The organism is Allobosea psychrotolerans (genome assembly GCF_002917105.1).
Lineage (GTDB): Bacteria > Pseudomonadota > Alphaproteobacteria > Rhizobiales > Beijerinckiaceae > Allobosea > Allobosea psychrotolerans.
Genome location: NZ_PQFZ01000008.1, coordinates 188,610 through 215,579, shown reverse-complemented (window position 1 = coordinate 215,579; position 26,970 = coordinate 188,610). Strand labels below are relative to the sequence as shown.

The 26,970-nt window shown below is 66.8% G+C and carries 26 protein-coding genes; 17 read left to right on the top strand and 9 right to left on the bottom strand.

Annotation, left to right across the window (positions count from 1 at the left end; all coding sequences use genetic code 11):
* Positions 1 to 363 precede the first annotated feature (363 nt).
* Positions 364 to 609 carry a hypothetical protein gene (locus CYD53_RS15805; protein WP_103719043.1) on the top strand — a complete coding sequence of 82 codons (246 nt, stop codon included), beginning with the start codon at positions 364 to 366 and terminating at the stop codon, positions 607 to 609.
* 161 nt (positions 610 to 770) lie between these two features.
* The gene (locus CYD53_RS15800; protein ID WP_103719042.1) at positions 771 to 1,130 is read left to right on the top strand and encodes an endonuclease domain-containing protein; all 360 of its coding nucleotides are present in this window, start codon (positions 771 to 773) and stop codon (positions 1,128 to 1,130) included.
* A 633-nt stretch (positions 1,131 to 1,763) separates the two neighbouring features.
* Here the strand turns inward: CYD53_RS15800 and CYD53_RS15795 are convergent.
* Positions 1,764 to 2,462 (bottom strand): hypothetical protein, encoded by a 699-nt coding sequence (locus CYD53_RS15795; protein WP_103719041.1) that lies wholly within the window; start codon positions 2,460 to 2,462, stop codon positions 1,764 to 1,766.
* A gap of 177 nt (positions 2,463 to 2,639) precedes the next feature.
* Between CYD53_RS15795 and CYD53_RS15790 the strand changes: the two genes are divergently transcribed.
* The 4 genes from CYD53_RS15790 to bla all read left to right on the top strand — a co-directional run bounded on the left by CYD53_RS15790 (position 2,640) and on the right by bla (position 7,128).
* Positions 2,640 to 3,818 carry a phosphoserine transaminase gene (locus CYD53_RS15790; RefSeq protein ID WP_103719040.1) on the top strand — a complete coding sequence of 393 codons (1,179 nt, stop codon included), beginning with the start codon at positions 2,640 to 2,642 and terminating at the stop codon, positions 3,816 to 3,818.
* Positions 3,819 to 4,018: 200 nt separating this feature from the next.
* Entirely contained in the window at positions 4,019 to 5,620 is a 1,602-nt protein-coding gene (serA, locus tag CYD53_RS15785) for a phosphoglycerate dehydrogenase (RefSeq protein WP_103719039.1), read from the top strand.
* 4 nt (positions 5,621 to 5,624) lie between these two features.
* Positions 5,625 to 5,888: a DUF1902 domain-containing protein gene (locus CYD53_RS15780; RefSeq protein WP_181011892.1), complete on the top strand. Its 264-nt coding sequence runs from the start codon at positions 5,625 to 5,627 to the stop codon at positions 5,886 to 5,888.
* A gap of 229 nt (positions 5,889 to 6,117) precedes the next feature.
* Positions 6,118 to 7,128, top strand: coding sequence for a class A beta-lactamase (gene bla / locus CYD53_RS15775; protein ID WP_103719037.1), 1,011 nt, complete (start codon positions 6,118 to 6,120; stop codon positions 7,126 to 7,128).
* Between the two features lie 122 nt (positions 7,129 to 7,250).
* On the opposite strand, the gene CYD53_RS15770 is transcribed toward bla, so the two are convergent.
* Positions 7,251 to 8,219, bottom strand: a complete 969-nt coding sequence (locus CYD53_RS15770; protein ID WP_245928261.1) for a DMT family transporter — start codon at positions 8,217 to 8,219, stop codon at positions 7,251 to 7,253.
* A gap of 162 nt (positions 8,220 to 8,381) precedes the next feature.
* Here CYD53_RS15770 and CYD53_RS15765 point away from each other — a divergent pair, with 162 nt between their 5' ends.
* Positions 8,382 to 9,266 carry a type 1 glutamine amidotransferase gene (locus CYD53_RS15765; RefSeq protein WP_103719087.1) on the top strand — a complete coding sequence of 295 codons (885 nt, stop codon included), beginning with the start codon at positions 8,382 to 8,384 and terminating at the stop codon, positions 9,264 to 9,266.
* Between the two features lie 176 nt (positions 9,267 to 9,442).
* On the top strand, positions 9,443 to 11,155 hold the full coding sequence (locus tag CYD53_RS15760) for a mucoidy inhibitor MuiA family protein (RefSeq protein WP_181011891.1): 1,713 nt from the start codon (positions 9,443 to 9,445) through the stop codon (positions 11,153 to 11,155).
* Positions 11,156 to 11,352: 197 nt separating this feature from the next.
* Here the strand turns inward: CYD53_RS15760 and CYD53_RS15755 are convergent, their stop codons facing one another.
* Both CYD53_RS15755 and CYD53_RS15750 read right to left on the bottom strand, forming a co-directional pair.
* Positions 11,353 to 11,931, bottom strand: a complete 579-nt coding sequence (locus CYD53_RS15755) for a tyrosine phosphatase family protein (RefSeq protein WP_103719034.1) — start codon at positions 11,929 to 11,931, stop codon at positions 11,353 to 11,355.
* 176 nt (positions 11,932 to 12,107) lie between these two features.
* Positions 12,108 to 13,307, bottom strand: coding sequence for an MFS transporter (locus CYD53_RS15750; protein WP_103719033.1), 1,200 nt, complete (start codon positions 13,305 to 13,307; stop codon positions 12,108 to 12,110).
* Between the two features lie 132 nt (positions 13,308 to 13,439).
* On the opposite strand from CYD53_RS15750, the gene CYD53_RS15745 reads away from it, so the two are divergent.
* From CYD53_RS15745 to CYD53_RS15735, 3 genes are all read left to right on the top strand, one after another.
* Positions 13,440 to 14,261, top strand: a complete 822-nt coding sequence (locus CYD53_RS15745; RefSeq protein WP_103719032.1) for an AraC family transcriptional regulator — start codon at positions 13,440 to 13,442, stop codon at positions 14,259 to 14,261.
* A 213-nt stretch (positions 14,262 to 14,474) separates the two neighbouring features.
* Entirely contained in the window at positions 14,475 to 15,767 is a 1,293-nt protein-coding gene (locus CYD53_RS15740; RefSeq protein WP_103719031.1) for an adenylosuccinate synthase, read from the top strand.
* Between the two features lie 31 nt (positions 15,768 to 15,798).
* Positions 15,799 to 17,028, top strand: a complete 1,230-nt coding sequence (locus CYD53_RS15735) for a histidine kinase (protein WP_103719030.1) — start codon at positions 15,799 to 15,801, stop codon at positions 17,026 to 17,028.
* 154 nt (positions 17,029 to 17,182) lie between these two features.
* Here CYD53_RS15735 and CYD53_RS15730 read toward each other — a convergent pair whose 3' ends face one another.
* Positions 17,183 to 18,133, bottom strand: a complete 951-nt coding sequence (locus CYD53_RS15730; protein ID WP_245928260.1) for a polyprenyl synthetase family protein — start codon at positions 18,131 to 18,133, stop codon at positions 17,183 to 17,185.
* Between the two features lie 156 nt (positions 18,134 to 18,289).
* Here CYD53_RS15730 and mtgA point away from each other — a divergent pair, with 156 nt between their 5' ends.
* Positions 18,290 to 19,009 (top strand): monofunctional biosynthetic peptidoglycan transglycosylase, encoded by a 720-nt coding sequence (mtgA, locus tag CYD53_RS15725; protein WP_103719028.1) that lies wholly within the window; start codon positions 18,290 to 18,292, stop codon positions 19,007 to 19,009.
* Between the two features lie 174 nt (positions 19,010 to 19,183).
* The gene (gene rpmF, locus CYD53_RS15720; protein WP_069688448.1) at positions 19,184 to 19,369 is read left to right on the top strand and encodes a 50S ribosomal protein L32; all 186 of its coding nucleotides are present in this window, start codon (positions 19,184 to 19,186) and stop codon (positions 19,367 to 19,369) included.
* Positions 19,370 to 19,475: 106 nt separating this feature from the next.
* Here rpmF and CYD53_RS15715 read toward each other — a convergent pair whose 3' ends face one another.
* Complete coding sequence (locus tag CYD53_RS15715; RefSeq protein ID WP_103719027.1) at positions 19,476 to 19,700, bottom strand: hypothetical protein; 225 nt, start codon at positions 19,698 to 19,700, stop codon at positions 19,476 to 19,478.
* A 178-nt stretch (positions 19,701 to 19,878) separates the two neighbouring features.
* Between CYD53_RS15715 and CYD53_RS15710 the strand changes: the two genes are divergently transcribed.
* The gene (locus CYD53_RS15710) at positions 19,879 to 21,570 is read left to right on the top strand and encodes a bifunctional diguanylate cyclase/phosphodiesterase (RefSeq protein WP_103719026.1); all 1,692 of its coding nucleotides are present in this window, start codon (positions 19,879 to 19,881) and stop codon (positions 21,568 to 21,570) included.
* 122 nt (positions 21,571 to 21,692) lie between these two features.
* On the opposite strand, the gene phaR is transcribed toward CYD53_RS15710, so the two are convergent.
* Entirely contained in the window at positions 21,693 to 22,289 is a 597-nt protein-coding gene (phaR, locus tag CYD53_RS15705) for a polyhydroxyalkanoate synthesis repressor PhaR (RefSeq protein ID WP_092175236.1), read from the bottom strand.
* Positions 22,290 to 22,600: 311 nt separating this feature from the next.
* Here phaR and CYD53_RS15700 point away from each other — a divergent pair, with 311 nt between their 5' ends.
* Genes CYD53_RS15700 through phbB form a run of 3 tightly spaced genes read left to right on the top strand, consistent with a single transcriptional unit; the run spans position 22,601 to position 24,763 of the window.
* Positions 22,601 to 23,779, top strand: a complete 1,179-nt coding sequence (locus CYD53_RS15700) for an acetyl-CoA C-acetyltransferase (RefSeq protein WP_103719025.1) — start codon at positions 22,601 to 22,603, stop codon at positions 23,777 to 23,779.
* A gap of 9 nt (positions 23,780 to 23,788) precedes the next feature.
* Positions 23,789 to 24,004 carry a DUF1737 domain-containing protein gene (locus CYD53_RS15695; protein ID WP_103719024.1) on the top strand — a complete coding sequence of 72 codons (216 nt, stop codon included), beginning with the start codon at positions 23,789 to 23,791 and terminating at the stop codon, positions 24,002 to 24,004.
* Between the two features lie 36 nt (positions 24,005 to 24,040).
* A complete protein-coding gene (gene phbB, locus CYD53_RS15690) occupies positions 24,041 to 24,763 on the top strand; it encodes an acetoacetyl-CoA reductase (protein WP_103719023.1) in 723 nt (240 codons plus the stop codon).
* Between the two features lie 265 nt (positions 24,764 to 25,028).
* On the opposite strand, the gene CYD53_RS15685 is transcribed toward phbB, so the two are convergent.
* A complete protein-coding gene (locus CYD53_RS15685) occupies positions 25,029 to 25,979 on the bottom strand; it encodes an arginase family protein (RefSeq protein ID WP_181011890.1) in 951 nt (316 codons plus the stop codon).
* 119 nt (positions 25,980 to 26,098) lie between these two features.
* Complete coding sequence (gene aidB / locus CYD53_RS15680; protein WP_103719021.1) at positions 26,099 to 26,920, bottom strand: AidB family quorum-quenching N-acyl homoserine lactonase; 822 nt, start codon at positions 26,918 to 26,920, stop codon at positions 26,099 to 26,101.
* Positions 26,921 to 26,970 lie beyond the last annotated feature (50 nt).

Below are 26,970 nucleotides of genomic sequence, written 5' to 3'. Positions count from 1 at the left end.
AGGGGCAGGGGTGAGGTGTCGGCCCCTGGACCAGCTGCGTGACACCTTGCCGTCATTGCGAGCGCAGCGAAGCAATCCAGGGGACATAGAGCGAACCCTTCTGGATTGCTTCGCTGCGCTCGCAATGACGATGGAGCAGCGGTCAGGGGCACGACCCACGCGTCGAACGGCCGACCCCTCACCCTGCCCTCTCCCTTCGGGAGAGCAAGGGTTCCCCGCGCCTGCTGATTTCCGTCGCGCCCTCCCCCGAGCAATACCCTCCCTGCAAGCCGGGCCTTCGGGAAACGCCGTTGCGCGCGACGGCGGGGCGGTGCAGGAGCGGCGCGGCCGCAGCGCGCGGCCCGCTCGTTCAGGACCGCCATCATGCCCCTCGCCTCCCGCGCGCTCGTCGCGGCCCTCGCCTGCCTCCTCACCGCCGCCCCGGCCTTTGCTGCGATCACTGACCCGGAGATGGATTGCGCCACCTATCTCAAGAGCAGCGCGCAGGGCCATCGCCAGCCGAAGGCCCGCCAGGCCAGCCATGATGTCGAGGCCAGGATCAGGGCCTTCTGCGCCGCCAACCCGAAGATGAAGGCGATCGACGCGGAGATGACGGTGACGGGGGATTGAGGGGGCGCTCCAGCCCCTCGCAGGTGAAGCGCGAGGAACCCCTCTCCTACATCGAAGTCGGGTTTACCCGACTTCGACACTCTGAAGTGCTGAACTCGGGCAGGCCCGAGTTCAGGGAGAGGGGCAGGGGTGAGGTGTAGGCCGTTGGACGGTGAGGCGCGATGGCGACGGAACAACAGAGTTTCGCAAGGACACTCCGCCGGCAATCGACGAAACCGGAAGTCATCCTCTGGGACCTGCCGCGTGCCCGCCGCCTTGATGGATTGAAGTTCCGACGTCAGCAGCCGCTGCTCGGCTACACCGTCGATTTCCTCTGCTTCGAGCGCAAGCTCGTCGTCGAACTCGACGGCAGGCAGCATGATGTCGAGCGTGAGTATGACGCGGCGCGATCAGAGGAGATCGAGCGCCACGGCTTCATGGTGATCCGCTTCGGCAATGAAGTCGTCCTGAACGACCGCGACGCGGTCATTGCCCGGATTCGAGAGGCAGCGGGAACCGCGCCGGAGACCCCTCTCCTATAAGGTGAGGGCACGGTGAGGTGTCCGCCGTTGGCCGCGTTGGGCTCACGTGAGCAGCGGTGAGGCTTGCGCTTCACTGGTCCAGGGGCCGACACCTCATCCCTACCCTTCTCCTTAGAGGAGAAGGGTTCCCCGCGCCTTTCGACAGAATCGCGACGCGTCTTTCGTTCTCCTGGATCGGTCGGAAAGAGTGGCACGGAACGTCGGATGAAGGTGTGGGGGCCCATGCCATCAAGCATCAATGCCCCACATACAAAGCCGCAGCAGCGGCAATATAGGATACAGCGATCATCACGTAAGAGATCTGAAGAAATGACAATTCGGCCTCCTGGCGCTCAAGGGGCCTCTTACATACAGCGCAAAATTCCCAGTCACGTGGATATTTCTGCCAGTATTTTGGGTGAATCAGCCAAGATCCCGCCCCAGCGATCAGCGGCCCACCCTCATCTCTGCCCTTCACTCGCCAGGGGAGAAGGGTTTCCCGCGTCCTCTCCGTCATGCTCGGGCCCAGCGTGACGCGGCCACTCGGCGATGAATTGCGGCACAAGACGCGCTACAGCTCCAGGAGTGGGTCGTAGACAAACGCGTCTACAAGACCCGGGTTGGCGACGGCGATGCAGAGACAATCGAGCCTTTTTAGCTTGATTGCAGAGGGTTCCAGATCGCGGTCACCAAATTTGCGAATGCAGCAATAGCAATGCTCAAGAAAAATACAGAAAGAACCGCTTTTGCCATTTCCCAGCGCTTTTGGCCTTTACCAATCGCAAAAATCATCGAGGGCAGCACAATCCAGGAAAGCGATACTCCCAAAAGGACAAGGGCGGCGGTTGACACGCTGGGTTTGGCCTTGCCACCGCTGACCTCTACCCCAACTGCAAAGCTTATCAGCACCAGACCGGCCAGCGCGGTCAGCCACACAAGCACGGCCGCCTGAATGTGCTGTCCGAAAGGAGCTATGACCCAGGAGTACCACTGCCTTGGCCCCTCAATCAGATTCTCGATCTGCTTCTCTAGCGCCAAGACCTCGTTACGCTGACCGGATAGATGCATGGAGATTGGCCGAACGAATGATCGTCTGAAGTCGACACTGGCGCGCAAATGCCCATTTGAGCCTTCCAACGAGATTGACTCGATCGACTCCTTGTAGAGGAAGGTGTCCGTGAGCATCGCCTCGACGCTTTCGTACTCACTCCTCCGATCGATCCCCAATGTTAGGATGCATTTCGCCTCGCTCCCCAACTCGCGATTCAGAAGCGCTTCAACCGACTTGAGGTCATCTGCTTTCAGTACATATGCGCCCGGCAAAACCCGGTCGACTCGATCGCCAGACGCCACAGCTGCCCCTCCGCTCTGCCCTTTGGAAGCCGTAGCGCAATTCAAACTTTGCCGACATCTGATTGTTCGCGCTACATTGGGGGGGCACCTTGACTCCCTCCCCCCTCCCGCCTTACCCCCATCGACGGGACACGCCTCCCCACCGAGGCGCGCCCATCTGTAAGGATGGAGACATCGATGGCGAATACAGTTCCGGCCACGCGTCCGCGCGTGCCGCATTTCTCGTCCGGCCCCTGCGCCAAGCGCCCCGGCTGGGCTCTCAAGAACCTCAGTGACGCAGCACTCGGCCGCTCGCACCGCGCCAAGGTCGGCAAGGACAAGCTCAAGCTTGCCATCGACCTGACCCGCGAGGTGCTGCAGGTGCCGGCCGATTACCGCATCGGCATCGTGCCCGCTTCCGACACCGGCGCCGTCGAGATGGCGATGTGGTCGCTACTCGGCGCCCGCGGCGTCGACATGGTCGCCTGGGAAAGCTTCGGCGAGGGCTGGGTGACCGATGTCGCCAAGCAGCTCAGGCTCACCGATGTGCGCACCATCACCGCCCCTTATGGCGAACTGCCGAACCTGAAGAAGGTCGACACCAAGACCCGCGACGTCGTCTTCACCTGGAACGGCACGACGTCCGGTGTGCGCGTGCCCGATGCCAGCTGGATCGCCGATGACCGCGAGGGGCTGACGATCTGCGACGCGACCTCGGCCGCCTTCGCCCAGCGCCTCGACTGGCCCAAGCTCGATGTCACCACCTTCTCCTGGCAGAAGGTGCTCGGCGGCGAGGCGGCCCATGGCATGATCATCCTCTCGCCCCGCGCGGTCGAGCGGCTGACGACCTACAAGCCGAGCTGGCCGCTGCCGAAGATCTTCCGCATGACCTCCGGCGGCAAGCTGATCGAAGGCATCTTCCAGGGCGAGACGATCAACACGCCCTCCATGCTCGCGGTCGAGGATTATTTGGACGCGCTGGCCTGGGCGAAGAAGGTCGGCGGGTTGGACGGGCTGGTGAAGCGGGCGGATGCGAATTTCCGCGTGCTGGCGAAATTCGTGCGCGAGAACGACTGGATCGACTTCCTCGCGGTGAAGCCGAAGACGCGCTCGAACACCTCGGTCTGCCTGAAGTTCACCGATCCTGCGGTGACCGCGCTGCCGGCCGAGGCGCAGGCGGCGTTTGCCAAGCAGGTCGTCTCGATCATCGAGAAGGCCGGCGCAGGCTTCGATCTCGGCCATTACCGCGATGCCCCTCCGGGCCTGCGCATCTGGTGCGGCGCGACCGTGCAAGCACGCGATCTCAAGGCGCTCACGCCCTGGATCGCCTATGCCTTCGCCGAGGCCAAGGCGGGGTTGAGCAAGAAGGCGGCCTGAGGCGCTGCCCTGTCATTCCGGGGCGCGGGCGCAAGCCCGCGAACCCGGAACCCACGACCGGGCGAGCCTTCCCCGCCGCCGCATCCACACCGTCGCACCCCGTCATGGGTTCCGGGTTCGGCGCTGACGCGCCGCCCCGGAATGACAGACGAGGCACTCCTCTTTTCGCGCGCGCCGCCGCGCCGCCGGAGCCATCCCCGATGACCGCTCAGAATCCCGCCCCCAAAGTCCTCATCTCTGACGCCCTCTCCCCCGCCGCCGTGCAGATCTTCAAGGATCGCGGCATCGAGGTGACCTTCGATCCCAATCTCGGCAAGGACAAGGACAAGCTCGCCGCCATCATCGGCGAGTATGACGGCCTCGCCATCCGCTCGGCGACCAAGGCCACCGCCAAACTGCTCGAGGCCGCCAAGAATCTGAAGGTGATCGGCCGCGCCGGCATCGGCGTCGACAATGTCGAGATTCCCGCCGCCACCGCGCGCGGCATCATCGTGATGAACACGCCCTTCGGCAATTCGATCACCACCGCCGAGCACGCCATCGCGATGATGTTCGCGCTGGCCCGCCAGATCCCTGCGGCCGACACCTCGACCCAGGCCGGCAAATGGGAGAAGAACCGCTTCATGGGCGTGGAGATCACGGCCAAGACGCTGGGGCTGATCGGCTGCGGCAATATCGGCTCGATCGTCGCCGAGCGCGGCATCGGGCTGAAGATGCGCGTCATCGCCTTCGACCCCTATCTCTCGGCCGAGCGGGCGGTTCAGCTCGGCGTCGAGAAGGTCGAACTGGAAGACCTGCTCAAGCGCGCCGATTTCATCACGCTGCATGTGCCGATGACGGCGATGACCAAGAACATCCTCTCGGCCGAGAATCTCGCCAAGACCAAGAAGGGCGTGCGCATCATCAACTGCGCCCGTGGCGGGCTGGTCGACGAGGCGGCGCTGGCCGAATTGATCAAGTCCGGCCATGTCGCGGGCGCGGCCTTCGACGTGTTCTCGGTGGAGCCCGCCGAGACCAACCCGCTCTTCGGCCTGGAGAATGTCGTCTGCACGCCGCATCTGGGCGCCTCGACCAATGAGGCGCAGGAGAATGTCGCCCTCCAGGTCGCCGAACAGATGTCGGACTATCTGCTCAAGGGCGCGATCACCAATGCGGTGAACTTCCCCTCGATCTCGGCCGAGGAAGCGCCGCGGATCAAGCCCTTCGTGGCGCTGGCCGAAAAACTCGGCTCGTTCCTGGGCCAGCTCACCGAGGCGCCGGTCAAGGGCATCCGCATCGAATATGAGGGCGCGGTCGCCCATCTCAACCTGAAGGCGATCTCGGCTGCCGCCATCACCGGCGTGCTCCGCCCCTTCCTGCCCGAGATCAACATGGTCAACGCCGCGATGATCGCCAAGGAGAAGGGCATCGTGGTCGAGGAACTGACCCGCGAGGTGGCGGGGAACCTCGAAAGCGTCATCCGCATCGTGGTCGAGGCCGAGGACATGCCGCGCCATGCCTCGGGCACCGTCTTCCAGGACGGCAAGCCGCGCATCGTCGAGATCCGCGACATCCAGGTCGATGCCGAATTCGCCCCGCACATGCTCTATGTCCGCAATGCCGACAAGCCGGGCTTCATCGGCCAGTTCGGCTCGCTGCTCGGCGAGGCCGGCGTCAATGTCGCGACCTTCTCGCTCGGCCGCGACAAGCCCGGCGGCGACGCGATCTGCTATGTCGCCGTCGACGAGCCGATCTCGGATGCGCTGCTCGACAAGATCCATGAGATCCCGATGGTCAAACGGGCCCGGCGGCTCAGGTTCTGAGCTGATGCGTTTTGCAGATCTGCGCGCCATCGTCGCACCCCGCAAGGTTGAGCCCATGGTCCCCGTCAAGTTCGAGGTCCGCCGCGACGAGGAGGCCGGCGTCTGGTACGCGGTCTCCTGCTGCGATCTCGGCATCGTCACGGAAGCCCCGACGCTGGAGGGGCTGCGCGAACGCCTGAAGCAGCTCGTGCCGGATCATCTCGATCTCGACTGCGACTGCCCGATCGAATTGGAGATCTGGACGGACGAGCCGGGCGGCGCGGCGTAAAGCCGGCTGTTCTGGAAAGCTGACCATCTTGGCTCAGGAACCACGCCGTCATCCTGGCCGAAGCGAAGCGGAACGCCGGGATCCATCGTAGAGTTCCGGAGGCCTCCGATGGATCCCGGGTCGACCTTCGGTCGCCCAGGATGACGGCGTAGTTCCGGTTCTCTTTCCGGCTCGGCCCCATCCCCGCCCCAATCGCACGCCCCTGTGGCGCCGCCTCAGGAGATGCCTCATGCTTCGCTACGCCGCCCTTGCCCTCGCCATCCTCACTGCTACGCCGAATCTGCTCGCGACACCGGCCCTCGCCGATTGGGACAAGGCCAGGCTCGACCAGGAGATCGCGGCGATCGAGCGCCAGTCGCAGGGCCGACTCGGCGTCGCCCTGCTCGACCTGAAGGACCGCAAGAGCTGGTCGCATCGCGGCTCCGAGACCTTCCCGATGCAGAGCGTCTTCAAGCTGCCGCTGGCGGTCGCGGTGCTGCAGGCGGTCGAGGCAGGCTCGCTGAAGCTCGACCAGCAGATCACCATCACCCGCAAGGATTTCTCGCTGTTCCACAGCCCGCTGGCCAAGGCCTTCAAGGGCGAGAGCAACGCCTATCCGCTGCGCGAGCTGATCGCGCTCGCCGCCGGCGAGAGCGACAATACCGCGGCCGACACTCTGATGCGCCTCATTGGCGGCCCTCAAGTCGTGACGAAGATGCTCCGGGATGGCGGCATCGGGGGGATTTCGGTCGATCGCTATGAGCGCGAATTCCAGCCGCAGGTGTTCGGCCTGCAAGGCTTCGGCTGGGACAGGACCGTCGATGAGCCGGCTTTCCGGGCCGAGCTGAACGCGCTTTCTCCGAGGAAGCGCTCGGCCGCGCTCGCTCTCGCCCTCAAGGACCCGCGCGACGCCGCAACGCCCGAAGCGAGCACGCTGTTCCTGGAGGCGCTGGCCAAGGGCAACTGGCTGCGCGACCCGGCCCACGCCGCCTTCCTCGATACGGTCATCACGCAGACGAAGACGGGCCCGCTGCGCATCCGCGCCGGCCTGCCGCTAGGGGCGCGTTTCGCCCACAAGACCGGGGCCGGCCTGACCATGGACGGCGTCAACCACGCCACCAACGACATCGGCATCGTGACGCTGCCCAATGGCCGCGTCTTCGCGATCGCGATCTATCTCGCCGGATCGAAAGCCGACGAGAAGGGCCGCGAGGCAGCCCATGCGGCGGTGGCGAAGGCGGCGGTCGCGGCGCTGCGCTGAGGCGTCCCCGTCATTGCGAGGAGCAAAGCGACGAAGCAATCCGGGGGGCGTAGCGCGAGCCCCGGATTGCTTCGCTTCGCTCGCAATGACGATGGCCGACCGCTCGAAAACCGCCCTGAACCTCACCGCTTCCCCAGTCGCTCGGCGATGAAGATGCCGCCGAGCACCAGCGCCAGCGCCAGGCCGTGATAGAGCGCCAATTGCTCGCCGAGGATGAAGACCGCCAGGATCGGCGCGAAGACCGGCACCAGATTGACGAAGACGCCGGCGCGGCCGGGACCGATCAGTTCGACCGCGCGCAGGAAGCAGATCTGCGAGATCAGCGAGGGGAAGATCACCACGAAGGCGAGGATGAGCCAGCCCTTCGGCGTCGGCCAGTAGCCGTGGCCCAAGGCGATCTCGGCCCCGAAGAGCGGCAGCGAGGCGAGGCAGGCGACGATCGCCAGCGCGGTGAAGAAGACGAGGCCGGGCACGGCCGGGCGCGAATGGATCGCAACCGTGTAGCCGGCATAGAAAAAGCTCGCCAGGATCATCAGGAGGTCGCCAGGGAAGAAGGCGAACTGCGTCAGCACGTGATAATCGCCGCGGCTGGCGACGACCATGACGCCGAGCAGGGTGACGAAGACGCCAAGCGCCTGCAGCGGGCCGATCGCGGTGCGATGGGCCAGGAAGGCCCCGACCAGGACGAAGATCGGGATCGCGCCCTGGAGAATGCCGATATTGATCGCCGTGGTCGAATAGCCCGCGAGATACATCAGCGCGTTGAAGGCGGTGAAGCCCATCGTCCCCGTGGCGATGATGAAGAACCAGCGCGCCTTCAGCGCCGGCCAATGAGCGGCAAGCTCGCGCCGCATCAGCCAGGGCAGGATGGCGCAGACGAACACCCAGCGCAGCGAGGTCAGGCCCATCGGCGAGATCTGGCCGACCGCGAGCCGGCTGGCCACGGCATTGCCGGCCCACATCAGCGTGGTCAGGCTGAGCAGGAGATAGGCATTGCCCCAGAGGCGCTGCGGCAAGGTCTTGCTGGCGCTCCCGCTGAGGGGAGTCTTGTCGCGTGGAGTCTTGGCCGGCATGGTCTCGGCTTCTGTCACGTCTGGCGTCCGGCTGCCTCAGGAATGGGCACTTGCAATAGCCTTGCAGGCGGCTTGCGTCCTATGAGATGAGGCGCAGGGCCGCCCATCGCCCCGCGCATCCCTCGACCCACCTCCTTGCACGCTTTCTTTTGGCACGCATTCCTGGCCTGGACTCCGCTCATGCTGCAGATTTCGCCTCGCCCGCTCCGCCTGCTCTTCGTCGACGGCAACACGCGCGAGCAGCGCCAGAACCATGCGGCGGGCTATCGCGACCTCTCGCCCGCCGACGCCTATGCCGAGGAGGTCCGCCGTATCGCGCCGGGCAGCATCACCGATATCTGCCTGCCGGCCGATGAGGGCGCCAACCTCCCCGACGGCAGCGGCCTGCAATCCTATGACGGCATCTTCCTAACCGGCTCCTCGCTGCACATCTACAATCTCGAGCCGGCGGTCACGCGCCAGATCGAGTTGATGCAGGCGATCTATGCCAGCGGCACGCCCTGCTTCGGCTCCTGCTGGGGCATCCAGATCGGCACGGTCGCGGCCGGCGGCACGGTCATCGCCAACCCCAGGGGCCGCGAGGTCGGCTTCGCCCGCAGGATCACGCTGACGCAGGCCGGGCAGGGCCACCCGCTGCTCGCCGGCCGGCCAACCGCCTTCGACGCGCCCGCGATCCATCTCGACACCGTCGCGCAGCCGCCCGCGGGCGCGACCGTGCTCGCCTCCAACCCCTATAGCGTCGTCCATGCCTGCGAGATCGCCCATGATGGCGGGCTGTTCTGGGGCGTGCAGTACCACCCCGAATTCCCGCTGGCGCAGGTCGCCTCGATCCTGGAGCGGATGACGCCGCTGCTGATCGCGGAAGGGTTTCGCAAGGACGAAGCCGCCACGGCGGCCTGGCTCGCCGACGTCACAGCCCTCGACGCCGATCCGGCACGCTTCGACCTCGCCTGGGCGCATGGCCTCGACGAGGAAGTGCTCGATCCCTGGCGGCGCGTCACCGAACTGCGCAATTTCCTGGAGCATCGCGTCCAGCCGCAGGCGAGCGCGCGGGGCCGGGCGTAAGCTCGCAAGATAGCCGCTCCAATCGAGTATCCCTCTGCGCCACCCGCTGCCTGCGTCAACACCTGTGGCGCACTCCGCCACGCCCTTCCGCAGTCCGGCCCAATTCCGCCTTTGCCACGTCGAAATCGGGCGTGCTTTATCGCGGGCATCGTGATTTGGGAGGGGACACCGTTATGATGAGCCGACTGGCCGCTGCCTTGATCGTCGCGCCGAGTTTTGCCGCCGCCGCCGAAATGGACCTCGCCTCGCGGATCGATCGCGTTACCGTCTATCCCGATGGCGCGGTGATCACCCGCATCGGCCGGGCCGAACTGCTGCAGGGCGCCTCGCAGATCGTCCTGCGCGGCCTGCCGGCGACGATCGATCCGGCCTCGATCCGCGTCGAGGGCAAAGGCGACGGCTCCTTCTCGATCGGCGCCGTCGATGTCCGCCTCACCCCGGGCGACGCCAAGCCGCTCGACAGCGTGATCGAAGCGAAGCTCAAGGCTCTGCGCGACGAGAAAGAGATGCTCGACGGCCAGGCTGGCGCCATCGAGGCCAAGCGCGGCACGATCGAACGGTTTGCGCAGACCGGCCCCGACAAGCTCGGCCCCGACGGCAAGGCGCTGCCGGTCGCCGACTGGCCGGCGATTTTCGATGCGATCGGCACCGCGCTGGTCAAGGTCAATGCCGAACTCAGGACCGTGCGCGGCCGCGCCGCCGAGATCGAAAGTGAGATCGCAGCCCTCGAACGCGCCCGCCCGCAGACGGGCCGCCCCGGCGCGCCCAAGCGCGACGTCGCCATCGCCGTCGAGGCCCCTGCCCCCGTCGCGGCCGAGTTCACCGTGAGCTATCGTGTCGCCGGGGCGAATTGGACGCCGCTCTACGAGGCCAGGCTCGCCACCGGCGGCGCTGGGGCCAAGCCCGAGATCAGTTTCATGCGCCGCGCCGAATTGCGCCAGCGCAGCGGCGAGGACTGGACCGATGTCGCCGTCACCCTCTCGACCACCCGCTCTGCCGGCGGAACGCGCGCGCCCGATCTCGCCCCGATGCAGGTGATGTTCTTCGACCCGCAGGAAATCTATCAGGCTCGCGAGCGCGCCATGGAGCAGGCCCGCAAGCAGGCGACGGAGCGTGCAGCGCCTCCCGCCATCGCCCGTGCGCCGGCGCCACGCGGCTTCGACGCAACGCAGTCGCCGGAGGGCCGCGTCGCGCAGCCGGCGACCATCGCGGCCTCGACGATCGAGGCCGGCGCCTATCAGGCGAGCTTCCAGGTGCCCGGCCGGATCACGGTTCCGCAGGACGGCTCGTCCAAGGCCGTCCTGCTGAGCCAGAGCAAGGTCAGCCCGACTCTGAGCGCGCGAACGACACCGGAGCTGGAGGAGAAGGCCTATCTCGAAGCCGCCTTCACCCACGAGGACGAAGCCCCATTGCTGCCGGGCGAGGTCTTCCTGCATCGCGACGGCGGCTATATCGGCAAGGGTCGGATTGGCCTCGTCGCCTCCGGCGACAAGGTCGAGCTCGGCTTCGGCGCCGACGACAAGCTCAAGGTGACGCGCGCGCCGGTCAGGCGGCGCGAGAACGACCCGACCTGGCTCGGCCAGAGCCGCACCGACCTGCGCGAATTCCGCACCGTGGTGAAGAGCCTGCACGCCCAGCCGGTGAAGGTCACGGTGACCGAGCGCGTGCCCTTCTCCGAGAGCAGCGCCATCACCATCGAGACCCTGCCGCAGACCACGCCGCCGACCGAAAAACAGGTCGGCGACAAGCGCGGCGTCCAGGCCTGGACCTTCGACCTCGCACCTTCTTCCGAGAAGGAGATCAAGCTCGCCTACCGGATCAAATGGCCCGGCGACCGCGAGCTGACCTACCGGCCGCAGGACATCGCCGAGCCGCGCCTGATGCGCTGAAGCGGCAGCTGAACTGCCTATTCGACCGTCCTCGGAACCACGCCGTCATTCCGGGGCATGCCGCAGGCATGAACCCGGAACCGACGACTGGGCCCTCCGGCCACCGATCGTTTTGGGCGCTCACCCGGCCGCGGGTTCCGGGCTCGGCCCTACGGGCCGCCCCGGAATGACAGCGAGGGCCCAATACAAACCGGCGCTCACAGCGCCATGTCGAGCTCGCTCTGCCGGCCGAGCCGGGTCATCCAGTCCTGATACTGCGGCTGGACCTTGAGCTGGTGGCCGTAATGGCGGCGCAGCGCTTCGACCAGTCGCCCGCCACGGTCGAGCTGCTCGTCGGCAAAGCCGATCATCACCGAATTCGGCCAGGCTTGCGGGCGCACGCCGCGCAGACGGTCGAACAATTCGTCCTCGCTCGCCTCGCTGTCGTTTTGCGCCATCAGCGCCAGCATCGCGGCGGTCGAGCGCGAAATGCCCATATGGCAATGCACCAGGAGATGGCCCTCGACGCGGCCGGCCACGCCCTCCCGCAGGCTCTCGCCAAAGCCCAGGATCGCCTCGACATGCTTCGGCTGCGGATGGGTATAGCCCGGCGAGGGACCGAGGATGTCGTGGAAGCGCAGGGTGACGCGGTGATGCTCGCCATAGGCGCCGAAGGCATCGAGCTCCGCCAGGCCCGGATCGAGCAGGGACAGGACATGGGTGACGCGGCGCTCGCTCTGCGCCGGCAATTCGTCGATGCCGCAGATCGTCAGGGTCGAGATGGCGAGCGTCTTCATGCGGGAGCTCCGGCGGCTGGAGAGAGCTGCCGGCATAGAGCCGGATGATCCCGGATGGAATCACGAAGTGATCCCATCCGGGATCTGAATCCGCCTCTCATCCAAGAGCGAGAGCAGGATGCCCAGCCGCAGCCGCTCCGGATGACGCCCTCCGCTGCAGCCGGAGCGGCCAGCCCCTACCCCGCGCGCGGAAGGCGCGGCAGCAGGATGGTGAGCAGCCCCAGCAGCGGCAGGTAGGAGCAGATGCGGTAGACGAAGGCGATGCCATGCGTATCGGCGAAGTCGCCGAGCAGCGCCGCCCCCAGCCCGCCGGCCCCGAAGGCGAAGCCGAAGAACACGCCCGCGATCAGCCCGACACGCCCAGGCACCAGCTCCTGCGCGAACACCACGATGGCCGAGAAGGCCGAGGCGAAGATCAGCCCGATGACCACGCTGAGCACGCCCGTCCAGAACAGGTTGGCGTAAGGCAGCAGCAGGGCGAAGGGGATGACGCCCAGGATCGAGAACCAGATCACGAAGCGCGCGCCCAGCCTGTCGCCGATCGGCCCGCCGAGGAAGGTTCCGGCCGCAGCCGCGGCCAGGAACAGGAACAGCATGAGCTGCGCCTCGCGCACGCCGAGCCCGAACTGGTCGATGACGTAGAAGGTGAAATAGCTGGAGATGCTGGCCATGTAGACGTTCTTCGTCGCGGTCAGCAGCACGAGGATGCCGAAGGCGATGGCGACCCGCCCCTGCGGCAACGGCAAGGCGCGGCTTGCAGCGGGCTTGCCCGCATTCTGCTTGCGATGGGCCGCATACCACGCCCCGACACGCCAGAGCACGACGACTCCCAGCATCGCGACGCCCGACAGCCAGGCGACGCTGCCCTGGCCGAAAGGCAGGATGATGAAGGCGGCCAGCAGCGGCCCCATCGCCGAGCCCATATTACCGCCGACCTGGAAGAGCGACTGCGCCAGCCCGTGCCGGCCGCCGGAACCCAGCCGGGCCACCCGCGACGCCTCCGGATGGAAGATCGCCGAGCCGAGCCCGATCAGGCAGGCCGCCATCACCAGCAGCGCGAAATTGCCGGCATTGCCGAGCAGGATCAGGCCGAGGAAGGTCGAGCCCATGCCGGCAGGCAGGGAATAGGGCATCGGCCAGCGGTCGGTCGCCATGCCCACGAGAGGCTGCAGCAGCGACGCCGTGACCTGGAAGGCCATGGTCAGAAGCCCGATCTGGACGAAGTCGAGCGCGTAATTCGCCTTGAACAGCGGATAAAGCGAAGCGAGCAGCGACTGCATCAGGTCGTTGAGCAGATGACAGAAGCTCACCGCCAGCAGGATCGACGTCGTCGTCTTCTCGATGCGGGGCTCAGCCCCCGGAAATGCCGCAACCATCTCGAAACCTCTTTCGCGCCGCCATTCGGCGCGCCATGCCGGACTCCTTCTACAGGCCTTGCCGCTGACCTTCATTCGTGTTTTGGTCAAAAACTTTCGCGATTGGGCCAAGGTTATGACGAAGCTAAAGATATGACAAAGCTGCCGGCGCCGACGGTCGCGGCGCTCGACGAGAGCCACCGGCACAGTGTCGGCAAGATCTTCCATGCCGGCAGCAGCGTGATCGTGCATCGCTCGGATGATCCAGCCGGCTACACCGTGCCGCCGCACAGCCACAGGCACGTCCAGCTGCTGTGCGTCTTCTCCGGCGTCGTGTTCGTCGCGACCGGGATCGGAGGATGGATGATCCCGCCCGGCCACGCCTTGCTGATTCCGCCGCGTCTCGAACATTCCGTCGAGATGATGAGCGATGTCAGCATGCGGTCGGTCTATCTGCTGCCCGGCGACGATGCGCTCGCCAAGCGTTTCCTGCAGGTGCTCGCGGTCACGCAGCTCGTGCGCAGCCTGATCATCGAGGCGATTCGCCTGCACGATGCCGGGGTGGAGGGCCGCAAATCGCAACTGGTGCTCGACCTGCTCGCCGAGGAGGTCTCGACCCTGGCACCCCGGCCGCTCGGCCTGCCCTTTCCCAGCGACGCCCGGCTCGCGGAGCTGTGCCGGGCCTTCATGGAAGCGCCCTCGGCCCATCTGCGTCTCGACCAATGGGCCGACAGGCTGGCGATGAGCCGGCGCACCTTCACGCGCTTCTTCCTGCGCGAAACCGGCCTCAGCTTCGCGGCATGGCGCCAGCAGGCCTGCCTGTTCGCCTGCCTGCCTAAGCTCGCCGCCGGTGCTCCGGTGACGCAGATCGCCATGCTGGCGGGCTATGACAATGTCGCCGCCTTCACCACGATGTTCACGCGCCGCCTGGGAACCCCGCCACGCGCCTATATGCGCCGCGCGCTGCCGGGCTGAGCGACACCGGAACCTGTATTCCCCGGGCGCCTGACGCCGCCACGAACCCGGCAACCAGCGACGTCGGATATGCACAGCCTTGACCTCGCCGCAGTGTTGCCTCATGAGGGCCTGCAAGAACCTGCCTTACAAACCCCGGTCTTGCGCCGGGGTTTTTCATGTGCGCGGCGCTTGCGTGGGATCAAACAGGCAAGACAGCAGGACACCTGGACCATGGCAAATGTGGTGGTGGTCGGCGCCCAGTGGGGCGACGAGGGCAAGGGCAAGATCGTCGACTGGCTGTCGAGCCAGGCCGATGTCGTGGTGCGCTTTCAAGGCGGCCATAATGCCGGGCATACCCTCGTCATCGACGGCAATGTCTACAAGCTTTCGCTGCTGCCCTCGGGCATCGTGCGGCCCGGCAAGCTCTCGGTCATCGGCAACGGCGTCGTCGTCGATCCCTGGCATCTGGTCGAGGAGATCGAGCGGCTGCGCACGCAAGGCGTCGCGATCAGCCCCGAGAACCTGCGTGTCGCCGACAACGCGACCCTGATCCTGCCGCTGCATCGCGAGCTCGACCATTTCCGCGAGACTTCGAATGCCGGCCTCAAGATCGGCACGACCAAGCGCGGCATCGGCCCGGCCTATGAGGACAAGGTCGGCCGCCGGGCCATCCGCGTCATCGACCTGAAGGATCCCGCGATCCTCGAGGCCAAGATCGAGCGCCTGCTCGCGCATCACAATGCGCTCAGGCGCGGCCTGGGCATCGCCGAGGTCGACGGAGCGGAGTTGCTGACGCAGCTCACGACCATAGCGCCGCAGATCCTGCCCTATGCCGACACCGTCTGGGCGTTGCTCGATTCGGAGCGTCGCGCCGGCAAGCGCATCCTGTTCGAGGGTGCCCAGGGCGCCCTGCTCGATGTCGACCACGGCACCTACCCCTTCGTGACCTCGTCGAACATCGTCGCCGGCCAGGCCGCGACCGGCTCGGGGCTGGGTCCCTCGGCCGTCGGCTATGTGCTGGGCATCGCCAAGGCCTACACGACCCGCGTCGGCGAAGGCCCCTTCCCGACCGAACTCTTCGACGAGACCGGCGAACTGATCGGCCAGAAGGGCAAGGAATTCGGCGTCGTCACCGGGCGCAAGCGCCGCTGCGGCTGGTTCGACGCCTGTCTGGTCCGCCAGACGGTGAAGACTTCGGGCATCGACGGCATCGCCTTGACCAAGCTCGACATCCTCGACGGCTTCGAGGAGATCAAGGTCTGCACCGGCTACAAGCTCGATGGCGAACTGCTCGAGCATCTGCCCGCCGGGCAGAGCGACCAGGCCCGCGTCGAGCCCGTCTACGAGACGATCGAAGGCTGGGAAGGCTCGACCGCGAACGCCCGTTCATGGGCCGATCTGCCGGCCCAGGCGATCAAATATGTCCGCCGTATCGAGGAACTGATCGGCGCACCCGTGGCGGTGCTCTCGACCAGTCCGGAACGCGACGACACCATCCTCGTCCACAACCCTTTCGAGGGTTGACGGGACCAGCCAACATCGACAAGTGAGGCCAATGGCCGATTTCTATCCCATCCTGGCACGCGCGATCGCTGGGTTGCCCGACAAGTCGTCTGCGGCGCGGCGGGCCGTCTATGACCGCGCCAGGACCGCGCTCGTCGCGCAGTTGCGCAGCCTCGACCCACCGCTCGGCGAAGCCGAGATCATGCGCGAGCGGCTCTCGCTCGACGAGGCCGTGGCGAAGATCGAGGCCGATTACGGCGAGGGCCCGGCACAGCCGCCGGCCCAGGCCGGGCCGGTCTTCCGCCCCGCCATCACGCCCGAGCCGGCCCGCAGGGAGGTCACGACGCCTCCGGCCGCCATGGCGCGCGCGGAGCCGGAGCCCGAGCAAACCCAGGATGACGGGCGCTTCGAGAATCCGCTGCCGGAAGTCCCCGAGCAGCAGACGATCCGCCCTCGCGTCGCGCCCCGGCGCGAGCGCCGCCTCAATCCCGGCCATGTCCGCACCGCCATCGTCGGCGGCGGCGTCGCCATCGCGGTGGCGGCGATCGCGGCCGCCGCCTATTACGTCAACAAGATCAGGCCGCCCGAGAATACGGCGCGCAGCCATGTCGAGACGCCGGCCCAGCCGCCGCAACCCGACGCCACGGGCAAGCTGAACGACCGCGTCGGCGATGCCGGAGCGCCGCCGCAGACCCGGCCGAACAGCAACGCCGGCGCAGCCGCGCAGGGCAGCGAGGTCGCCGTCGCGCAGCGCGCCATTCTCTACACCGAGGTTCCCGAGAGCCCGCAGCAGCCGCGCGCCGTGAACGGTCGCGTCTTCTGGCGGTTGGACAGCGAGAGCGCCGGGCCCGGTCGGCCGGTCGAGACGATCGTACGCGCCACGATCGAGGTGCCGGAGGCCGGCATCGGGCTCGACTTCACCATCCGCCGCAATACCGATCCGGCCTTTCCGGCTTCGCACATCATCGGCCTGCGCTTCACCAATACGGGCACGACGGCGCCGGAGACCATTCGCGAGATCGGCGTGCCGCAGTTCAAGACCGACGAGAACGAGCGCGGCGCGCCCTTGTCGGCGATCAATTCGGCGCTTGGCGAAAACCTCTTCGTCGCGGCCCTGTCGAACGTGCCTGTAGAGGTCGAGCGCAATCTCGATCTGATCCTGAACCGCAACTGGATCGACGTGCCGATCCGCTTCGCCTCGGGCAAGCGCGGCATCCTGACCTTCGAAAAGGGCTTCCCGGGCAGCCAGACCCTGGCCGACGCCTTCGGCCGCTGGCGCTGAGGCTTTCGCTTTAAGGCGTGCGGCCCGCGGCGTGGAACAACACGTGATCCTGGACGAGGCGCGAGGCGGCGCGGAACGCAGCGTCTCTCCAATGGATCCCGGGAGCCCTTGAGGCACCCAGGATGACGGGTGGTTCCGCGCCTGATCTCCAGCGCTAGCTTGTCCGCTCAGCCGCGAAACGCGCCGCCGCGCGCAGGACATCCGCCTCCGGCCCGAAGCCGGCCAGCGCCGCGATGGCCTCGGCGCTCAAGCGGTCGCGCTCGCGCTTCGCCGCGTCCAGCCCCAGCACGGAAACCAGCGTCGCCTTGCCCCTGTCCTGGTCCTTCGCCGTCGCCTTGCCGAGCGCTTCGGGCGTGGCCTCGATGTCGAGGATGTCATCGGCCACCTGGAAGGCGGCGCCCAGCGCTCGGCCGTAGCCGACCAGCGCGGCGCGCGCCTCGGGCGCGGCGCCTGCGATCAGCGCACCGATCTCGACGCTCGCCGCCAGCAGGGCGCCGGTCTTCATCGCCTGCAGCCGGCGGATTTCGGCCTCGGTGAGGCTGCGCGGCCGGCCGCCGTCGAAGCGGCCTTCCGCCGCGAGGTCGAGCATCTGCCCGCCCGCCATGCCCCCTAACCCCGAGGCGCGCGCCAGGGCCAGCACGAGCGCCGCGCGGATCTCGCCCGAAGGATGCGTCGCCTCATCCGCCATCACGTCGAAGGCCAGCGTCAGCAGGCTGTCGCCGGCCAGGATCGCTGTCGCCTCGTCATAGGCCTTGTGCACGGTCGGCCGGCCACGGCGTGTGTCGTCATCATCCATCGCCGGCAGGTCGTCATGGACCAGCGAGTAGCAATGCACGAGCTCGACCGCCGCACCTGCCCGCAGCGCCTGGCCCGCATCGCCACGCAGCAGCCGCGCAGTCTCGACCGTCAGGAAGGGCCGCAGCCGCTTGCCCCCGCCGAGAGCGCCATGGCGCATGGCCGAGAGCAAGGGCTCCGGCCGGGCGATCTCGCTGTCGCGCGGTGCAGCCGACAGCAGAGCCTCCAACAGGGACTCGATCGCCTGCGCCGTCCGTGCGAGGCTGGAGGCAAGGTCGCCGGTCTCGGCGGTGGGCAGGGCGGAACTCATGCGCGAATCTCGCATTCGCCGTGAGCGCGGGATGCGGGACGGCGACAACCGGTGTCTCGCATGAAGCCTGCCCTCGACAAGTGATGAGAGCCCCGATTGCCGGAGCCAGCCGGCACCGTCAAGCCAAGGGGCAGCAAGCCAAGGGGGCGTAAGGGCATGGCGGCAGGAGAGCGGACGGCGCGGCGCGGGTTTTTCGCGCGCCTGATTCGCTGGATCGGTCGGCTCGTCCTCAGTCTGCTGATCGTGCTGGCACTGGGCCTCCTGCTGTATCGTTTCATTCCGGCGCCATCGACCCTGATGATCGCGCGCTGGCTGACGCTGCAGCCGGTCGAACGGCATTGGGTGCCGCTCGATCAGATTTCATCGGCCCTGATCCGCTCCGTGATCGCCGCCGAGGATCAGCGCTTCTGCGCCCATTCCGGCGTCGACTGGATCGAACTCAACACGGTGCTCGACGATGAGGACGGGCCCAGCCGAGGCGCCTCGACCCTGACCATGCAGACCGCCAAGAACCTCTTCCTCTGGCCCGGCCGCTCCTATATCCGCAAGGCGCTGGAAATTCCGCTGGCGCTGGCGATCGACCTCGCCTGGCCGAAGCAACGCGTCATCGAGGTCTATCTCAACGTCGCCGAATGGGGCGATGGGCTGTTCGGCGCGGAGGCCGCGGCCCAGCGCTATTTCAAGAAGTCGGCGGCAGGGCTGACCGGGCCGGAAGCCTCCAGGCTCGCCGCCGCCCTGCCGAATCCGAGCGCCCGCGATCCCGGCCGGCCGAGCCGCAGCCTGCAGGCCGGGGCGGCGCGCGTGCAGCGGCGCGTCGGACAATTGGGCGCGCTCGCCAACTGCGCGGTGCCCGTGGGCGAGGAGGATATGGACTGATCCAGACGCTGTGGACTCGAATTCACAGGCGGGCTTGCGACTTTTTCGCATCCCGCTCTAGCCAGCGCGCGCCGCAGCGTGTATGGGCAACGCCTCACGAGATTGATCCGTCGTCGTGACGGCAGCGCGGCCTTGAGCCAAGCGCTTCCGGACGGCGGCACGATGGAGATTACTATGGCCGTTCCGAAGAGAAAGACGTCGCCGTCGAAGCGTGGCATGCGCCGCTCGGCCGACGCGCTGAAGCAGCCCACCTATATCGAAGACAAGAACTCCGGCGAACTGCGCCGCCCGCACCATGTCGATCTGAAGAGCGGCATGTATCGCGGCCGCCAGGTCCTGAAGGTCAAGGCCGAGGCCTGATCGCCTCACTGCCCAGCGCGGGCTCTGCGCCCGACGCTAACGAAACAAGCCGGCCGCAAGGCCGGCTTTTTCTTTGGATACGAACGCGAGAATACGAACGCTGCCGTCAGAGGCGCACGGGCCTGCGATCCCTGAAAGTCGGGGTCGCCTTGGAGGTTCGGGCCGCCTCATAGACGCGCGCCGCCTCGCGCGGCGTCTCCCGCCCCGACCGGGCGAAGGGGCCGATCTCGGCCCGGCAGGCCGCGAGCTGCAGCAGCACCATGGCGAGATCGGATGCGGAATCGGCTGCGAACGGGGCGCGGCTGCGGCTCTGATCGTCGAAATCCGTCATGTCCCGCTCCGAAACATTGGGTCAGTCTAGGAGCTGAATTTGCAAAGTTACAGCCAAACTTAACGGCGCGTTAAGGCTGAAAGCCGCATCGTTTCGAAACATGTCCCGATCCGCCCGGGCCAGGACGAGACGGCATCGCTCCGCATCGTTCGAACAGCCCCATTGAGGCCCCCGTCCGATGCATGCGCCGTCGATCCTCAGCCCCCGCGACGACTGCCACATCGATCCGCGCAGCCTGCTCTCCTCGATCGGCGAGGTCGTCTACACCTGGGACATCGCCCATGACTCCCTGAGCTGGGGTCCCAATGCGCATGAAGTTCTCGCCGGCGTTTCCGAAGCGATCATGAGCCGCGGCCTCTCCTTCGCCGGCCTGGTCGAGCCCGGAAGCGGGCGCAGCCGCTACGATGCGATCTTCTCGGCCAGCGGCCAGGACCAGGGCGAGGGCGTGGTCTACCGCACCCGCTACGCCGCCGACCTTGCCGGCCGCAAGATGTGGATCGAGGATGCCGGCCGCTGGTTCGCCGGCGTCGATGGCCGCCCTGCCAGCGCGCGCGGCGTGCTGCGCCTGGAGCGCGCGGTGAAGCCCGACGAGCTCGGCGCCAACCATGGCGAGCTCTGCGACCGCACCTCATTGGTCGAGCGCGTCGAACTGGCCCTGGCCGAGCATCTGCCGGCCGAGCGCGTCGTCGTCGTGCTGATCGCGGCGATCGACGAACTGACCCGCCTCAACGACGATTTCGGCCATGAGGCGACCGACGAGATCATCGGCGTGGTGCAGGAGCGTCTGCGCTCGGTGATGCGCCGGCGCGACCATCTCGTGCGCTATTCCGGCAACCGCTTCGCCATCCTGCTCACCGGCTGCCCGCAGAATCAGGTCGAGGCGGCGGCACGCCGCTTCATCAAGGCGGTGGCGCAGTCGGCCATCGAGACCGCGCGCGGCATCGCCCTGGTGCGCCTGCGCGTCGGCGCAGCGATTGCGCCCACCCTCTCGAGCCATGCAGGGCCCCTGGTCGCTGGTGCCGAGAATGCGCTCGCCAACGCCAAGGCCGGCGCGATAGACACCGCCGTCATAGCCAAGCGCAGCGACATGCGTGAACCCGCCGTGGCGCAACAGGGTTTTGACCTGCAGGCCGTGGCCGCCCTGAACGAACGGCGCGTGCAGCTTGCGCTGCAACCGATCGTCCGCGCCCGCCAGCGCGACACCGCCTTCCATGAGGCGCTGCTGCGGGTCGGCCAAGGCGAGAACGGCCTCTTCTTCTCCCCAGCCGAGTTGATTCCGCTGCTGGAGCGCCGCGGCCTGATCCGCCTGTTCGACCACCGCGTCCTCGAGCTTGCCGTCGACATGCTCGCCGGCGATCCCGAGCTGTCGCTCTCGGTCAATGTCTCGCCGCGCTCGCTTGCCGATCCCGAATGGCTCGATGCCTTCCTCGCCTGCACCAATGCCGCGCGCGGCGTGGCCAAGCGCCTGATCGTCGAGGTTACGGAGACGGCGACGATCGAGGATCCGATGCGGATCACCAAGCTGCTGGGCAAGATCAAGGAACAGGGCGCGCGCATTGCGATCGACGATTTCGGCGCAGGCCACACCTCGCTCAGGCACCTGCGCGCCTTCCCGATCGACATCCTCAAGCTCGACGGCGCTTTCACCCAGAATCTGCGCCGCTCGACCGACGATCGCTTCTATGTGCGCACGCTGATCGACCTCGCCCGCCATCTCTGTGTCGAGACCGTCGCCGAATGGGTCGATGACGAATTGCAGGCGACGATGCTGACCGATTGGGGGGTGACCTATCTGCAGGGTCACCTGATCGGCAGAGCCGAAATCCGGCCGAAGGCCCAGGCTGGGTCACCCAGGCGCGTGGCCGGCTGAGCGCAGGCCCTAAAGCATCAGACCGGATACCGTATCCGGTCTGATGCTTTAGGGCTTTGACTTGGCATTGGCATGTCCCGGAAATCGGTTCCCACTTCTCGGGCCGATGCTCTAAGCCAGCCTCACTTCGACTTGGTGAGCTTGTCCAGGCGCTCGCGCATCTCGCCGAGCTCGCGCTTGAGGTCGCCGAGATCATCGCCCTTGGCCGGGGCGGCAGTGCCCTCCTCCTTCGCCTTGGCGGCGGCTGCGGCGGCAGCGAAGGGATTGAACATGCGGAAGGCATCGGTGAACAGCGCCATATTGGCGCGCGTCTGCTGCTGAAGCGCATCCATCGCACCGGTACCGAAGGCCCCGCCCGTGAAGGCCTTGGTCATCTGCTCGCGGAACTGCCCCTGGTCCTTGGTCAGATGGTCCATCGAAAATTCGAGATAGCGCGGCACCAGCGCCTGCATGCTGTCGCCATAGAAGCGGATGAGCTGACGCAGGAAGGCGATCGGCAGCAGGTTCTGCCCATCCTTGGCCTCCTCGTCGAAGATGATCTGAGCGAGGACGGAGCGCGTGATGTCCTCGCCGGACTTCGCGTCATAGACGACGAAATCCTCTCCGCCGCGCACGAGGCCGGCCAGATCCTCCAACGTTACGTAAGAGCTCGTGCCTGTATGGTAGAGTCGCCGATTGGCGTACTTCTTGATGACGGTCGGTTCTTTTTCGCTAGCCATCAGTACCCTACATGACGTTGGTTCGGCTCCTGCCGCGAAACCCGCAGCGGACCAAACGGAACGAATTCCTCCTGACGATAGCCGCTCAGTGGTTTGCCGCAAGTTTTTTGAGCGTGCAGCGCAAAAACAAGACTAAAGCATGACTGTTCTGCCCGTCTTTGCAGCAGGCGGAGCGTGACGAACCGGTCGAATCCCGACAAGCGCACCTTTCGCCTGACTTGACGCAAGCGCGACAGGCTTCGAAGGTGCCTGACGAACCAGGCGGCCCGGCGTGAGAGCGGACCGTCCCGACAACAGCGAGGATCTCTCCCATGGCTGATACGGACATCGTCATCGTCGGCGCAGCGCGCACCGCCGTCGGCGCCTTCAACGGCGCCTTCGCCAACACTCCGGCCCATGAGCTCGGCGCCGCCGCGATCAAGGAAGCGCTCGCCCGCGCCAAGGTCGAGGGGGCCGAGGTCGACGAGGTCATCATGGGTCAAATCCTGACCGCCGGTCAGGGCCAGAACCCGGCCCGCCAGGCCGCGATGGCGGCCGGCATCCCGCAGGAGGCGACCGCCTGGGGCCTCAACCAGCTTTGCGGCTCCGGCCTGCGCGCCGTGGCCATCGGCCTGCAGCAGATCGTCAATGGCGATGCCGACATCATCGTCGCCGGCGGCCAGGAATCGATGTCGATGTCGCAGCATGGCGCGCATCTGCGCAACGGCACCAAGATGGGCGACATGAAGTTCGTCGACACGATGATCAAGGACGGGCTCTGGGACGCCTTCCACGGCTACCATATGGGCACCACCGCCGAGAACGTCGCGACCAAATGGCAGATCAGCCGCGAAGAGCAGGACAAGTTCGCCGTCGGCTCGCAGAACAAGGCCGAGGCCGCCCAGAAAGCCGGGCGCTTCAAGGACGAGATCGTTCCCTTCACCATCTCGGGCCGCAAGGGCGACATCATCGTCTCCGACGACGAATATCCCCGCCATGGCGCGACGATCGAAGCCATGGCCAAGCTGCGCCCCGCCTTCTCCAAGGAGGGCACCGTTACCGCCGGCAACGCCTCGGGCATCAATGACGGCGCCGCCGCGCTCGTGCTGATGAGCGCCAAGGAGGCCGCCAGGCGCGGTCTGACCCCGCTCGCCCGCATCGCCTCCTGGGCGACCGCTGGCGTCGACCCGGCGATCATGGGCTCTGGTCCGATTCCGGCGACGCGCAAGGCGCTGGAACGGGCCGGCTGGAGTGTCGGTGATCTCGACCTCGTCGAGGCCAACGAGGCCTTCGCGGCGCAGGCGCTGGCGGTCAACAAGGACCTCGGCTGGAACACCGACATCGTCAACGTCAATGGCGGCGCGATCGCGATCGGCCATCCGATCGGCGCGTCCGGTGCGCGCGTGCTGGTGACGCTGCTGCACGAAATGGCCAAGCGCGACGCCAAGAAGGGCTTGGCGACACTCTGCATCGGCGGCGGCATGGGCGTGGCGCTCGCAGTCGAGCGCTGAGCCCTGCGCATGGCAAGGCAGACGACGCTCTACCGCTATCTCACCGGGCCCGATGACGCCGCCTTCTGTCATCGGGTCTCGGAGGCCCTGAGCCAGGGCTGGGTGCTCTATGGGCACCCCACCCTGACCTTTGACGCAGCGCAAGGACGCGTGGTCTGCGGGCAAGCGATCATCAAGGATATCGACGGGTCCTATTCGCCTGACATGAAGCTTGCAGAACAATAGCGCGGCGCTCACGCCGCCATGAGGGAGGAGACGGGAATGTCGAAGGTCGCTTTGGTCACAGGGGGCACGCGCGGCATCGGCGCTGCGATCAGCAAGGCCTTGAAGGAAGCCGGCCACAAGGTCGCGGCGAGCTATGCCGGCAATGACGAGGCTGCCGCCAAGTTCCAGGCCGAGACCGGCATCCCCGTTTATAAATGGGATGTCGGCGATTATGACGCCTGCGCTGCGGGCATCGCCAAGGTCGAGGCCGATATCGGGCCGGTCGACATCCTGGTCAACAATGCCGGCATCACCCGCGACGGCTTCTTCCACAAGATGACCAAGGACCAGTGGTCGGCCGTCATCCGCACCAATCTCGATTCGCTCTTCAACATGACGCGTCCCGTGATCGAGGGCATGCGCGCCCGCAATTTCGGCCGCATCATCGTGATCTCCTCGATCAACGGCCAGAAGGGCCAGATGGGCCAGGTCAACTACTCCGCCGCCAAGGCCGGCGATATCGGCTTCGTCAAGGCGCTGGCCCAGGAGAACGCCAATAAGGGCATCACCGTCAACGCGATCACGCCGGGCTATATCGGCACCGACATGGTCGCGGCGATGCCCGAGGAAGCGCTGAAGCGCGTCGTCGCCGGCATCCCGGTCGGCCGTCTCGGCAAGCCGGAGGAAATCGCCCAGATGGTCGTCTTCCTCGCCTCCGACAACGGCGCCTTCGCGACGGGCGCGACCTTCGCGGTCAATGGCGGGCAATACATGGCCTAAGACCTCAGACGGAAACCACACCACCATTCCGGGGCGATCTGAAGGATCGAGCCTGGAATGGCCGGGAGGTTCCGAGTTCAGGCAGTAGCTCTACGGTCTCCGTGACGGCATTGGCGCACCCGCCGAGGCGCTCACGACGACGCTGGCGCTCATCCTCGCCGGGGCGGCGGCGGAGATTCTGAAGCACGCGCTGTAACGGCGCAGCACAATCGCCTTGGCGCGACCTGTGTGACGCCTGGGCCGTGCATGGCGCAACAGCCGCCTGTCACCGCTGCGATCCTGCCCGCTCGCTCATAGCCAGAAAGCCCGCCCCCAGCATTGCGAGGCGGCAGACGGTCCTGGCTCCGAGGTCGCCGAGATCGTGCTGAGGGGTGAATTCGACAAGGTTGAAGCCGATGATCGGCGCGCGGACGGCCACACCGTGCAAGAGCTCCACGATATCGCCATAGCCGAGCCCGCCCGGAGCCCGGCCGACGACGCCGGGAACTACCGTGGGGTCCAGCCCATCGACATCGCAACACACGACGACCGGCTGGCCCTCCGGCACCTGTTGGGCGGCATAAGCGAGCCCCTTGGCGCGCAGCATGCGCATATCGACCAGTCGTGCTCCCGCCGCGACGGCATCTGCCACATCCGCTTCCCGGGCGCTGCCGATACCCCGGGCACCGACCTGAACGATCGCCCCGACACCTGCCATTTCGGAGGCCCGTCGCATCGTGCTCGAGGGCCCGAAGCGCTCGCCCTCGACTTCGTCGCGCCAGTCGATATGCGCATCGATCTGCAGCAGCGTGACCTTGCCATGCGCAGCAAAGGCGCGCAGCGCAGGAATCTGGACGCTGTCGTCGCCACCCAGCAGAAGAGGCCGCGCGCCACGGCCCAGCAGCGTCGAAAAAGCCGCCTCGATCCTCACGCGATTGCCGCCGAAATCGGTTTCGTCAAAGGCGAGATCGCCGCAATCGACCAGAACCGTGTCGGACGTCATCAGCGGAGCGCCCAGATCGAAATCGTAATGCGTGCGGCGGGCGGCATGCCGTGCGCTCGCTGCCCGGATCGCCGCCGGCGCGCCCGCACTATGGGCGCCATTCCCGGCATAGGGCGTCGCACCGGGAAGGCCGACCACGGCGACCGCGCCTCGCGGCACGGCATCGACGGCGACGGCTTCGCAGTCGAGGAAAGTCGGCCTCTGGGCGCGCGGAACAGGCGTGTCGGCTGGCAATGAAGCGGGACCATCGTCGGGGTTGAGGTTTTTGATTATGCCGCGCTGGCGCGCGTCGCGGCAAGCGCGGCCGCCCGCAAGAAACCAGCGGTCGATTCAAGCCAGGGATGCCCTCGGGCTCAGGCCGGCACGAGCCGATAGCTGTCTCCAACCGCCTCCAACCGCTGGAAGCCGGTTATATGCCCTCCCGAGACGACCCAGCCGTCTCGGGCCGCCTCCTTCAGGATGATGTGGCGGCTGCGCACGGCCGCTGCCGGATCGAGATCATAGACGAGCCCGACATCCGGATCTTCGGGCTGGAGATCCTCGACATGCACGAGATCGCCCCAGAGCAGCAGGCTGTGCTGCGCATCCTGCACGATGAAGCCGGTATGGCCTGGCGTGTGTCCCGGCAAGGTGCGCGCGGCGATGCCCGGCAGGATCTCGCCTTCGCCGAAGCTGCGGATGCGGCCGCCATAGAGGCTTTGCAGCTTCGCAGCGATCACGAAGCCGCTCCGCCGTGACGCCGGCAGCGATTCGCGCGCCTGCTCGTCGGTGAAGAAGGCGAGCTCGACCTGCGGAACCCAGATCTCGGCCTGCGGGAAATAGGGCGCCTCCCCGTCGAAGAGACCCAGCGCGTGATCGCCATGGAGATGGCTGATCAGGACGCGCTGGACCTGGGCAGGCGTCACGCCCGTAGCTTCGAGCGCCGCGCGGGCATGGCCGAAGGCATCGCCCCAGGAGGCGCCTGTTCCGGCATCGACGAGGGTGACCCCCGTATCGTCCCGCAGCAGGAAGCAGTTCACATCGACGCTGATCGCGGATTTGCCCCAGCCTGCGAGCGCCTGCTTTCGCGCCTCGTCGCCTCCCGCATGGATCAGGACATCCGCCGGGGCCTGGAAAACGCCATCGTGCAGGATGGTGATATCGTAGCGACCGAAACGCCGTGAAGACTGGTCCATGCCGAAAAACCTCGATCAGAGCGTTTTCGAGCGAAGTGGATACCGGTTCG